Annotated in this window: 6 protein-coding genes and 1 pseudogene; 3 read left to right on the top strand and 4 right to left on the bottom strand. The window is 36.0% G+C overall.

Translation table 11 applies throughout. The annotated features are described in order from the left end of the window. The first annotated feature begins 51 nt into the window (after window positions 1-51). The 3 genes and pseudogenes from rpoB to IPK91_03590 all read left to right on the top strand — a co-directional run bounded on the left by rpoB (window position 52) and on the right by IPK91_03590 (window position 8162). A pseudogene (gene rpoB / locus IPK91_03600) lies at window positions 52-3871 on the top strand (DNA-directed RNA polymerase subunit beta). Window positions 3872-3892: 21 nt separating this feature from the next. After that, entirely contained in the window at window positions 3893-5791 is a 1899-nt protein-coding gene (locus IPK91_03595) for a hypothetical protein (GenBank protein MBK8296367.1), read from the top strand. Continuing rightward, a complete protein-coding gene (locus tag IPK91_03590) occupies window positions 5784-8162 on the top strand; it encodes a hypothetical protein (protein MBK8296366.1) in 2379 nt (792 codons plus the stop codon). The genes IPK91_03595 and IPK91_03590 overlap by 8 nt, the downstream gene beginning before the upstream one ends. Before the next feature lie 125 nt (window positions 8163-8287). Here the strand turns inward: IPK91_03590 and IPK91_03585 are convergent, their stop codons facing one another. Genes IPK91_03585 through rfbC form a run of 4 tightly spaced genes read right to left on the bottom strand, consistent with a single transcriptional unit; the run spans window position 8288 to window position 13006 of the window. Beyond that, entirely contained in the window at window positions 8288-8872 is a 585-nt protein-coding gene (locus IPK91_03585) for a riboflavin synthase (protein MBK8296365.1), read from the bottom strand. Next, a complete protein-coding gene (locus IPK91_03580) occupies window positions 8872-11598 on the bottom strand; it encodes a gliding motility-associated C-terminal domain-containing protein (protein ID MBK8296364.1) in 2727 nt (908 codons plus the stop codon). Before IPK91_03580 ends, IPK91_03585 begins: the two co-directional genes overlap by 1 nt. Then, window positions 11595-12458 (bottom strand): dTDP-4-dehydrorhamnose reductase, encoded by an 864-nt coding sequence (rfbD, locus tag IPK91_03575; GenBank protein MBK8296363.1) that lies wholly within the window; start codon window positions 12456-12458, stop codon window positions 11595-11597. Before rfbD ends, IPK91_03580 begins: the two co-directional genes overlap by 4 nt. Next, entirely contained in the window at window positions 12455-13006 is a 552-nt protein-coding gene (gene rfbC / locus IPK91_03570) for a dTDP-4-dehydrorhamnose 3,5-epimerase (GenBank protein MBK8296362.1), read from the bottom strand. Before rfbC ends, rfbD begins: the two co-directional genes overlap by 4 nt. Window position 13007 lies beyond the last annotated feature (1 nt).

The raw sequence follows: 13007 nt of genomic DNA, 5'->3' as shown, positions 1-13007 counted from the left end.
ATAGCGATCGTTTTTATTTGGGGAACGGGTTATAATAAATACTAAAAACACATGGCTTCAACTGCATTAAAACCACAACTGAGATCACGGCACAACTTTGGAAAAGCACCCCTACACGTACCTTATCCTGACTTTCTGGAAATTCAGCTCAAATCATTTAAAGAGTTTTTCCAGTTGGAAACTACACCTGATAAAAGGATTAATGAGGGTTTATTTAAAGTATTCAAGGAGAATTTTCCAATATCAGATGCCAGAAGCATTTTTGTTCTGGAATTTCTTGATTATTATGTAGATCCGCCTCGATATACAATCGATGAGTGCGTTCAAAGAGGATTGACTTTTTCCGTTCCACTTAAAGCGAGGTTGCGTCTATCTTGTAATGACGAAGAACACGTAGACTTTAAAACGATTGAGCAGGATGTATTTCTAGGAAACATTCCGTACATGACTCCAAAAGGCACGTTTGTAATTAATGGTGCGGAGCGTGTGGTTGTTTCACAGTTGCATCGTTCACCAGGTGTGTTTTTTAGTCAAACCTACCACCCAAATGGTACAAAAATATTTTCAGCACGGGTAATTCCTTTTAAAGGAGCCTGGATGGAATTTGCAACAGATATTAACCTGGTCATGTATGCTTACATTGATCGTAAAAAGAAATTTCCTGTTACCACTTTGTTGCGTGCAATCGGATACACATCTGATAAGGATATTTTGCATTTATTTAATCTTGCTGAAGAAATCAAAGCCACTCAAAAAGATCTAAAAAAAGCAGTAGGCCGTAAATTAGCCGCCCGGATTTTGAAGCGATGGACTGAAGATTTTGTTGATGAAGATACCGGTGAGTTGGTAACTGTTGAGCGTAATGAAATCATTCTGGAACGGGATACCATTTTAGATGAGGACAATATAAAAATGATCAGTGAAGCTTCTGTTGATAATATTATCCTTCAACGTGAGGATATCACTGAAGATTATTCTATTATTTATAATACATTACAAAAGGATCCTTCCAGTTCTGAAATGGAAGCGGTGATCCATATCTATCGTCAATTAAGAGGATCTGATCCACCGGATGATGATACAGCACGTGGAATCATTGATAAACTCTTTTTCTCAGACAAACGATACAACCTGGGAGAAGTAGGTCGATATAAAATCAATAAGAAGTTAAATCTAAAGGCATCTATGGATACCTTGGTTTTAACCAAGGAAGATATCACAGAAATAGTAAAATATTTAATCTCGCTGATTAACCAAAAGGCTGAGTTGGATGATATCGATCATTTAAGTAATAGAAGAGTACGTACAGTTGGAGAACAATTGTTTGCTCAATTTGGTGTTGGATTGGCAAGAATGGCTCGTACCATACGTGAACGTATGAATGTTCGGGACAATGAGGTATTTACACCTATAGACTTGATCAATGCAAGAACCTTGTCTTCTGTTATCAATTCATTTTTTGGTACCAGTCAATTGTCCCAATTTTTAGATCAAACAAATCCGCTTTCTGAAATTACACACAAACGCAGAATTTCTGCACTGGGACCAGGTGGTTTATCAAGAGAGCGAGCAGGATTTGAGGTACGGGACGTGCATTATTCACATTATGGCCGTTTATGTACCATTGAAACACCAGAAGGACCAAATATTGGGTTGATTTCAACCCTTTGTGTGCATGCAAAAATTAATTCCATGGGATTTTTAGAAACTCCCTATTGGAAAGTAGATGCTGGTAAAGTGAATATTAAAAACGGAATTCAATATTTGTCTGCTGAAGAAGAGGATTATGCAAAAATTGCTCAAGCAAATGTTCCGGTTGATAAAAAAGGAGATTTCCAAATACAAAAAGTAAAAGGACGAGAACATGGAGAATTTCCAGTACTCGAGCCACTTGAATTGGAATTCATGGATGTTGCTCCAAATCAAATTGTTGGAGTTTCTGCATCCTTAATTCCATTTTTGGAAAATGATGATGCGAATCGTGCATTGATGGGATCTAACATGCAACGTCAGGCAGTACCATTAATTCGCCCTCATGCACCGATCGTTGGAACTGGATTGGAAGCGAAAGTTGCACATGATTCCAGGATGTTGATTACTGCAGAAGGAGATGGAGCTGTTGAATTTGTAGATGCAACTAAAATTGTAATACGTTATGACCGGAATGATGAAGAAAATCTGGTTTCTTTTGAAGAAAACGTAAAAGAATATTCTTTAACAAAGTTTGCTCGTACCAACCAGGCAACTTGTATTAACCTTAAGCCAATTGTAAAGAAGGGGGATCGGGTTTCTTTGGGTACGATTCTTTCAGATGGATATGCAACTGAAAATGGCGAATTGGCATTAGGCCAAAATTTACAAGTAGCCTTCATGCCTTGGAAAGGGTACAATTTTGAAGATGCTATTGTAATTTCAGAACGTGTTATTCAGGAAGATATTTTCACATCGATTCACATTGAAAGTTTTGAACTTGAAGTTCGGGATACAAAATTAGGTGAAGAAGAATTAACGAATGACATTCCAAACGTAAGTGAAGAAGCTACTAAGGATTTGGATGAAAATGGAATTATCAGAATTGGTGCAAATGTTGAAGAAGGTGATATTTTAATTGGAAAAATTACTCCAAAGGGAGAAACAGATCCTACACCCGAAGAAAAATTATTGCGAGCCATCTTTGGTGATAAAGCAGGAGACGTTAAAGATGCTTCATTAAAAGTACCTCCTTCCATTGAAGGGGTCGTTATTGATAAGCAGCTTTATGCCCGTGCAAAAAAAGATAAGTTTCAGAAAGTTCAGGAGAAAGATTTATTGACGCGATTGGATGATAAACATGCGGTTGCTTTAAATGAATTAAAAACCATCCTGATTGATAAATTATTAAAGCTGATAAAAGATCAACTTTCATCCGGTGTTAAAAGCATATATGGTGAAGAGTTGATAGCTAAAGGATCAAAGTATACCAATCCGTTATTAAAGAAAATTGATTTCACAAAAGTTGATTATTTTAGTTGGACTAAAGACACTGAAAAAAACCAATCTGTTTCTAAATTACTTCATAACTATAATATTAAAGTGAATGAAGAAATTGGAAAATACAAACGGGAGAAATTTAATATCAGCATTGGGGATGAATTACCTGCAGGCGTTTTAAAACTTGCAAAAGTTTATATTGCAAAGAAAAGAAAGCTTAAAGTAGGTGATAAATTAGCTGGACGCCACGGAAATAAGGGGATTGTATCTAAAATTGTACGTGTTGAAGATATGCCGTTCCTGGAAGATGGTTCACCGGTTGATATTGTTTTGAATCCACTAGGGGTACCTTCAAGGATGAACTTGGGTCAGATATTTGAAACGGTATTGGGTTGGGCTGGAAAGAAATTAGGTGTTCATTTTGCAACACCGATTTTTGATGGAGCAACCATTCATGATATCTACGCACATATTGAGAAAGCAGAATTGCCTCAGTTTGGACAAACCTATCTTTATGATGGAGAAACCGGCGATCGTTTTCACCAGCAAGCAACGGTAGGGGGTGATTTACATGCTGAAACTTTCGCGCATGGTGGATGATAAAATGCACGCTCGTTCAATTGGACCATACTCATTGATTACACAACAACCTCTTGGTGGTAAAGCACAGTTTGGTGGTCAGCGTTTTGGTGAGATGGAGGTTTGGGCATTAGAAGCATTTGGTGCTGCTAACATCTTACGTGAATTATTGACTATTAAATCAGATGATATCATCGGTCGCGCAAAAGCTTACGAAGCAATTGTAAAAGGTGATAATCTTCCTGAACCAAATATTCCTGAATCATTTAATGTATTGATCCACGAATTAAGAGGATTGGTATTGGATGTAAAATTTGAATAACCGCTCTAATCAATAACAAACATGTCATTTAAAAATAAAGTAACTAAGCAAGATCAGGAGTTTGACAAAATCACGATAAGTTTGAGTTCTCCGGATGATATTCTGGAGCGTTCATTCGGTGAGGTTTTAAAACCTGAAACGATCAACTATCGATCCTATAAACCAGAACGTGATGGTTTATTTTGTGAACGAATTTTTGGTCCGGTTAAGGACTACGAATGTTATTGCGGCAAATACAAACGGATTCGTTACCGCGGAATTGTTTGCGATCGTTGCGGTGTTGAAGTAACAGAAAAGAAAGTTCGACGCGAACGTATGGGACACATTAAATTAGTGGTTCCAGTAGTTCATATTTGGTTTTTTAAATCATTACCAAATAAAATCGGTTATCTATTAGGACTTTCATCTAAGAAACTAGAATCAATCATTTATTATGAACGATTTGTTGTAATTCAACCAGGATTGGCTGCAGGAAATGGTTCAAATCTTTTAGATTTAATTACAGAAGAAGAGTATTTTGAAGTTTTGGATTCACTTCCAAAAGAAAATCAAATGCTGGATGATAAAGATCCCAATAAGTTTATTGCAAAAATGGGAGCTGAAGCAGTATTTGAATTGCTTATCAGATTAAAATTGGATGATTTATCCTATGACTTAAGACATCAAGCTTCAAACGAATCGTCTCAACAAAGAAAATCTGAAGCATTGAAACGCTTACGGGTTGCGGAAGCATTTCGAGAAGGATTGAATGAAAAAAATAACAAACCGGAATGGATGATTATCCAGTATTTACCGGTGATTCCTCCAGAATTAAGACCTTTAGTACCATTGGATGGAGGTCGTTTTGCCAGTTCGGATTTAAATGATTTGTACCGAAGAGTAATTATCAGAAATAATCGATTGAAACGATTGTTGGAGATTAAGGCTCCTGAAGTGATCTTGCGTAATGAAAAAAGGATGTTGCAAGAAGCTGTTGATTCATTATTTGATAATTCAAGAAAATCAAACGCAGTAAAAGCCGAAGGTGGTAGAGCATTAAAATCCTTAAGTGATATTCTAAAAGGAAAGCAAGGTCGATTCCGTCAGAATCTATTAGGTAAACGGGTGGATTATAGCGGTCGTTCAGTGATTGTTGTAGGCCCTTCTTTAAAATTGCATGAATGCGGTTTACCTAAGAACATGGCTGCGGAATTATTTAAGCCATTTGTAATTCGTAAATTAATTGAAAGGGGAGTTGTCAAAACGGTTAAATCTGCTAAGAAATTAGTGGATAGAAAAGATCCGATTATTTGGGATATTCTTGAAAATATATTGAAAGGTCATCCGGTCTTATTAAACCGGGCACCAACACTTCACAGATTATCCATTCAAGCATTTCAGCCAGTTTTAATTGAAGGAAAAGCAATTCAACTTCACCCGCTGGTTTGCGGTGCATTTAACGCGGATTTTGATGGTGACCAGATGGCAGTTCACGTACCATTAAGCAACGCATCTATATTGGAAGCCCAATTATTGATGCTTGCGAGTCATAATATGCTGAATCCACAGGATGGTTCTCCAATTACCCTTCCTTCACAGGACATGGTATTAGGATTGTATTACCTCACGAAAGAACGCGCAATTGACAAAGAACAAAAAATTAAAATATTTTATAGTAAGGACGAAGTTGTAATTGCATTTAACGAAAAGAAAATTGAACTGCATGATCCTGTTCAATTAAAAGTATTGGTTGAAAATGAAAATCTGGAACTAGAAAACAAAATGATCCGCACTACAGTAGGTCGCGTTTTGTTGAATGAAGTGGTTCCAAGTACAGTGCCTTTCTTAAATGAATTGCTTACAAAGAAAAACCTAAAACAAATTATTGGGGATATCATAGTCCGTACAAGTTTTGCAGTTACTGCAAAATTTTTTGGATGAAATCAAGGATTTAGGATTTTACTGGGCGTTTAAAGCGGGTCTTTCTTTTAATTTAGGAGACTTAATTACGCCATCGATCAAGCAAAAAACTTTGGACGAAGCGCAACGTGAAGTTGAAGAAATCTGGGATAGTTATAACATGGGTTTAATTACCAATAACGAACGATACAATCAGATTATTGATAAATGGACCTATGCAGATAACCGGGTTACTGATAATTTGATGAAAGAATTAGCAGCACATAAAGGCGGATTTAATTCTGTTTACATGATGTTGCATTCAGGTGCCAGAGGATCCAAACAACAAATTAAACAGCTTTGCGGACTGAGAGGATTGATGGCAAAACCTAGAAAGTCAGGAGATACAGGAAGTGCCATTATTGAAAATCCGATTCTATCTAATTTCCAGGATGGGTTATCAGTATTGGAATATTTTATTTCAACTCACGGTGCACGAAAAGGTTTGGCAGATACTGCCTTGAAAACAGCGGATGCTGGATACTTGACGAGAAGGTTGGTTGATGTTGCTCAAGATGTTGTAATCTCAGATGAAGATTGCAATACCCTTCGTGGAATTGAAACTACAGCTTTGGTTGATAATGAAAAAGTAATCGAAAACCTGGCTTCAAGAATCGTTGGTCGATTTAGTTTGCATAATATTTTGCATCCATTGACTGAAGACATCATTTTATTGGCAGGTGAATACATTGATGACAAGACAGCTCAAAATATTGAAAAGTTAGGAATCGAATCGGTTACCATCCGTTCTGTATTAACATGTGAAGCTAAAAATGGAGTTTGTACTAAATGTTATGGTAAAAATTTAGCTACAGGCCGGATTACAGAAGAAGGGGATGCAGTAGGAATTATAGCAGCACAAAGTATTGGTGAACCAGGTACCCAGTTAACACTGCGTACATTTCACGTAGGGGGTGTGGCTGCTGTATCTAAAGCAGAATCTGAAATCGTTGCAAAATTTGATGGGATCATTGAATACGACGGTTTGAAAGTTTCTGAACTTGTTGAAAATAATACAAAAAGCACGATTGTAATTTCAAGGTCAGGTGAAATCCGGATTTTGGATATCGAGAATAATAAAATCTTAACAAGTATGCACGTACCTTATGGTTCGTTCTTATTTGTAAAAGAAAAGCAAAAAGTAAACAAAGGGGATTTGATATGTAATTGGGATCCATTTAATGCTTTAATCATTTCAGAATTTTCTGGAATAATTAAATATGATTCCATTGAAGAAGGCGTAACCTATCGTATGGAGCGCGATGACCAAACTGGTTATTCTGAAAAAGTTATTATTGAATCTAAAAACAAGAAAAAGATTCCTGCAATTTCAATTGTAAATGCAGCTGGAGAAGAATTAAAAAACTATTCCTTGCCAGTGGGCGCGTATATAACCATTGACGATAACAGCGATATCAGTGCTGGACAGAAAATTGGTAAAATTCCAAGAAACGTAAGTAAGGTTTCGGATATCACAGGTGGTTTGCCAAGGGTAACGGAGTTATTTGAAGCAAGAAATCCTTCCAATCCGGCTGTAGTTAGTGAGATTGATGGAATTGTTTTTTATGGTAAGATCAAACGAGGAAATCGCGAAATCTTTGTAGAGGATGAGCGCACCGCTCAACGCAGAAAATATTTAATTGGATTGTCAAAGCATATCCTGGTTCAGGAAGGTGATTTTGTTAGAGCAGGTACTCCCTTATCTGATGGAACCACTGCTCCGCGGGATATCATGATGATTAAAGGTCTTTTTGCTGTTCAATCTTATTTGGTAAATGGGGTTCAAGAGGTGTATCGTTCACAAGGGATCAACATCAACGACAAACACATTGAAGTTATCGTCAGACAAATGATGCGATGGGTTCAAATTGAAGATCCAGGGGATACTACCTTATTGGAAGGCGAGCCTGTAGATCGTTGGGAATTCATTGAAGCAAACGATGATATTTTTGATAAGAAGGTTGTAACAGAAGCAAATGATTCTGCAAAATTGAAAGCGGGTCAGTTGGTTTCTATTCGACAATTGCGCGATGAAAATTCATTTTTGAAACGGAATGATAAAAAATTAGTAGAGTATCGGGATGCAACTTCAGCAACTGCGAGTCCATTGTTATTAGGGATAACCAGGGCTTCATTAGGTACCAGTAGTTGGATTTCTGCTGCTTCCTTCCAAGAGACCACAAAAGTATTGAGTTCGGCGGCTATGTCAGCAAAGAGCGATGACTTGTCGGGCTTGAAAGAAAATGTAATTATTGGAAAGAAAATTCCTGCAGGAACCGGACACAGAAAGTATAAAGACTTATTTGTTCGTTCAGCTAACAGCAAGAAAAATTTAGTAGAAGCAGAAGATTAGATACGAACTTAATTATAGTTCAATTGACAAAAAAATAAAAGGGCTTTCAAATTGAAGGCCCTTTTTACTTATATGGTATTTAGAAACTCCATATTGGAAAGAGTGGTTTCTAAATTTACAAATATTTAAATTCGCTTGGAGCGTAGTATATATTTACCAATAAGATCAAATTCAATATTTGCCAGAGCACCCTTTTCTAGATGTTTTAAATTGGTATGATCCCAGGTATATGGTATGATTACAACTTTAAAGGACTTGCTTTTTAATTTTGAAACCGTTAAGCTGATTCCATTGATCGTAATGGAGCCTTTCGAAATAATCAAATTCTCAAATTCTTTTTTTAGTTCGAATTCAAGTTCGGTGCTACCTGGCAGTTTTTTTATTTTTAAAAGCTTTGACGTACAATCTACATGTCCTGAAACTAAATGCCCATCTAATCTGCTGTTTAAATGCAATGCCCTTTCTAGGTTTATCAATCCACCTACTTTCAATTTAGATAAATTGGTTTTTTGCAAGGTTTCACTTACAACAGTTACAATATGGCTTGTTTTAAATTTTTTAATGACTGTAAGACATACCCCATCATGAGCGACACTTTGATCGATTTTAAGTGACTTTGATAGCGCACTGGTTATTTCGATCTGAAGATTGCCCTTGTCTCTTCGTATTGATTTAATGCAGCCTAGAGATTCAATGATTCCTGTAAACATTAATTAGGTTTGCCTCTTAATAATTCAATAAATCCTGTTAATTGGTCCTTGGCTTTTAAGTTTGCTTGAAAACCTGAATAATAAACTATGCAGGAATAATAATACACCCCATCTGGTAGGGGATTTCCAGATTCATCTTTTCCATCCCAGTTTATTTTAGGATCTGTGGTTTCGAAAACTTGTTTGCCCCAACGATTGATTAGCTTAAATTCAATTTTATCCACAAATCGAAAAGGGTATGGTTTGAAAATGTCATTTGACCCATCTTGGTTTGGTGTAAATGTATTTGGTAGTTTATAGATAGGACAATATTGAACACAAACCGTATCAATTAGAGTACATTCATTGTTTAATGAATCAAAAGAACTAATTCCATAACAGTTGGGTATAATATCAGTTAATGCATGTTCGAATTCTAAAGTATTTATATTATTAATTTCTGCAAGCAATACTTTTTTAGAATCAATATAATAATAAATACGATATCCTAAAGCATCATGGTCAGTACACGACAGATTTGGATTTGTCCAACTTAATTTATTTGAAATTGTTTCTTGATGTAACTCTTGATTACAAGGACCAACAACCTTTAGAATAGGGCAACAAGGAGGTTTTTTGTCTTCAGGCACAGCACATTGCTCGTTGGAATGATTTAAAAGTGGTTGTTCAATAGTAAGAATTCCATAGGTACCATATGCTTTAATTTTGTAACAATATAATTTTTGATTCTGCAACTGATTATCTGTATAGGTATTTAAACTGGTAGTTCCTATTGAATCAAAAGCTTGTGTATTTTCATTTAATCGAAGTATTATATATTTATAATTGGTCCAAGGGGTTTTAGCAAACCAATTTAATTGAATAGACTTGTCATTAGGTTGTAAAGTCAGATAAATTGTTTGAGCAGAGTCAGATCGATGATCTGATTGATTTGCAGGTAACAATTGCACTCTGTAATTGTGTTGATAGGTTTTTGTGTTAATATTTTGATGTAGAAACAAGGTATCCCAATTGGTATTAAAAAAATTGTAAGATTTTACACTTTCAGGTATGTTAATCCAGTTTGCATTGGCAATTTTGTGTTCAATTGCTATCAAGTAAGGTCCAGAATTGCGCATGGTATCAAAAGCAACGGGATCTGGTTTTAACCATTTAACGTTTACTTGCCCGCTTAGGCTATCTGTTCGTTGAACATCAGCATTCAACAAAACGGGATTTTCAATCGCAAGTGAATTGCACGTTTCATTTGAATGCAAGCTACTTTCGAAATTTACGGGATAGCCTGATGCATTGATTTTTGCAAATTCTCCTAAGACTCTATAACAGTAAAATTTGGATTTTTGAACCAGACTGTCGACATAGTAATATTGATTGCCTTGTGCATTTTTTGTAAGATATGCTATTTGTGTATATAAATTAGTTGGCAGTCCCGGATGACATGTGTCATGTACTAAAATGGTAGACTGTTCCTTTCTCCAAACCGAAAATCCGCGAAAAATATCGTCAAAGGTTTCACAGTCGTAGGGTTTTTGCCATTGAAGTCGGATTGAATTTTGTTCAGGTTTAGAGCTTAAATTTTCCGGAGCAGGTCCAACCACTTTAATACGAATGGTGTGCAAATATGCTAAACCAGTAGTATCAAGATAGTTGTCAGTTGCTTTAAGTACAATAAAATAATATTCTTTTCTAACTTGGTTACAAGTTGTTTGCCAACGTAGTGTTGCTCGAATAGGGGAATTTTGAAACTGATTGTGTTGGTCAATTTGTGCAGGTGGATCTGTATAAAAGGCGGCCCCGTTTGCTTCAATTTTTATTTTGGACTTTGGATTTAAACTATCAGGATCGAATGCAAAAACCGGAATTTCCAGTTTTGTCCCAGCAACAATACACGTATCTGTTATTGTTTGAATGAATGGGGGTTGATTGTCCTGGCAATCATTCCTGACAAAAATTTGCATATCCCGCATGGTACTGCTAATTCTTATTCCTTTCCGATATTCATGCACAATGATTACAATATTATATTCTCCAGCTTTTTGCGGGGAGGTCCATCTAAATGTACCATCTCTTGAATCTAAGCTGATATTATTGTTGAGTCCAGCTTGAATTTGATTTGGATAAAAATAATTTGGAACGATGACACCTTTAGCCATTAGTGGAATTCCTAATTCAAAACTTAGGCTATCTCCATCTTCGTCGTAAGCAGCAGGATTGTGAGTAAACGCTTTGCCAACACAAGCAAAATCTATAGGCGCTTGTAACAGTTGAACAGAATGATTGGGATATTGGAATAATAGATTTAATAAGCTGACACTGGTTTGGATATAAAATGGAATATTAACGCTATTGGGTGGGTCTATATTAAGGATGTTATCAACCCGATTTGGATCCTGAACACTGATCAGATAACTACCACGCCCAGGGTAGCTGTGTTCTGCGATGTATATATTCTTTTTAATATTATTTGGTAAGATTTGACCGTTACCATTTATTCTTACCACATTTGAAAAGCTTCCATCTCCCCAAGCAATTGAAATACTATCTCTGTCTGCAGAAACGCTGCTTGTTTTCGTATAGGTGGTGACGATGGCCCGAATGCTTAAATCGGACAATTGAGTATACGAAATTTCGCCGGCTCTGTTGTGCGTTGCAAAAATTTGACTTACGAAAGCTATGCTACAAATACTTATTGCAATGACCCGATTTAAATAGCAACTGGATATCATACCGCTGTTGTTATTTTATCGAGACATTTGTGAAGACTGGTTTTCCAATTTGGTATAGCAATTTGTAATTCAGTCTTTATTTTAGTGCAATCCAATTGACTAAATGCAGGTCGAGGTGCCAAAGCTCCAAATTCATTTGTACTTATTGCCTTTAATGAAACATTCAAGTTTAAATGTGAAAATATCTCATGAGCAAATTCATGCCAAGAACAAGCGCCTTCATTGCAATAATGATATATTCCTTCAATATTTTTTGCCGGTGTTAATATGAGCTTTATAATAACCTGTGCAAGATCTGCCGCATAGGTTGGCGAACCAATTTGATCATCCACAACCTGAATGGGTTTACCCAAATTTGCCAAACGAACCATGGTTTTAACAAAATTATGACCAAAACTACTGTACAACCAGGAAGTTCGGATAATAATATTTTTTGGATTGTAGTTCATAATTACATCTTCTGCTTTGCTTTTAGTAGTAGCATAAACACCTTTTGGATTCTTAGGAAACGTTTCAATTAAGGCTTTGTGAATAGTATTAAAAAATACATAATCACTTGAAATTTGAATGATTCTGGTTTTTAATCCATTGCATAATGCTGCAATTGTTTTAGGAGCTTCATAATTGATCCGATTGCAGATTTCAGAATTTGTTTCTGCCTCATCAACCTTGGTATATGCTGCAGTATTTACAACAAAATCGGCATGAGCATTGGTTAAAATCTTGTAAGTCAGCTTTTCATCTGAAATGTCCCATTCCGTTTTATTAAAAAATTCGAACGTGATTTCAGGATAGAAGCTTGCCAGGTGTTTTAATTCCTGAGCTAATTGACCCTGGGCACCAGTAACAAGCACTTTCATTTACCTTGGTTTTTCAACAATTTATAAAAATCCAATTGTTTGTCTTTGTCTGAAATGTTTTGCAACTCCAGTGGAATCATCCAATCGATGTTTAGATCTGGATCTAAAGGATGAATGCCAGATTCAGAATTCTTATCATAATAATTATCGCATTTATAATTGAAAATACAATCCGTACTAAGCACGGAATACCCATGAGCAAAGCCCCTTGGAATTAATAATTGTTTTTTATTGGCTCTGGATAAAATAATACTAAACACTTTTCCATAACTTGCACTGTCTTTTCTTAAATCAACTACAACATCCAAAACTTCTCCGTAGCTTACTCTAACTAATTTCGCTTGACTCTGAGGACCAATTTGAAAATGAAGCCCTCTGATGACTCCATAGCTTGACTCTGAGGCATTGTCTTGAACGAAATGGTAAGCTAATCTATTCTTGACAAACCACCGAGCATTATAGGATTCAAAAAAGCAACCGCGTTCATCTTCATACGAATCTGCTTGAAGAACGAACAATTCATTAATACCGGTTTCAAACAGCTGCATC

The organism is Saprospiraceae bacterium (assembly GCA_016712145.1).
In the GTDB taxonomy this organism is placed as follows: Bacteria; Bacteroidota; Bacteroidia; order Chitinophagales; family Saprospiraceae; genus Vicinibacter.
The sequence above is the reverse complement of the archived record's forward strand: the minus strand, read 5'-3'. Positions and strand labels throughout refer to the sequence as shown.

What these genes read in the sequence shown, in the direction of transcription:
- IPK91_03595 (MBK8296367.1), top strand. Translation starts at nt 3,893, where the DNA reads ATGTCATTTAAAAATAAAGTAACTAAGCAAGATCAGGAGTTTGACAAA.
- IPK91_03585 (MBK8296365.1), bottom strand. Translation starts at nt 8,872, where the DNA reads ATGTTTACAGGAATCATTGAATCTCTAGGCTGCATTAAATCAATACGA.
- IPK91_03580 (MBK8296364.1), bottom strand. Translation starts at nt 11,598, where the DNA reads ATGATATCCAGTTGCTATTTAAATCGGGTCATTGCAATAAGTATTTGT.
- rfbD (MBK8296363.1), bottom strand. Translation starts at nt 12,458, where the DNA reads ATGAAAGTGCTTGTTACTGGTGCCCAGGGTCAATTAGCTCAGGAATTA.
- rfbC (MBK8296362.1), bottom strand. Translation starts at nt 13,006, where the DNA reads ATGCAGCTGTTTGAAACCGGTATTAATGAATTGTTCGTTCTTCAAGCA.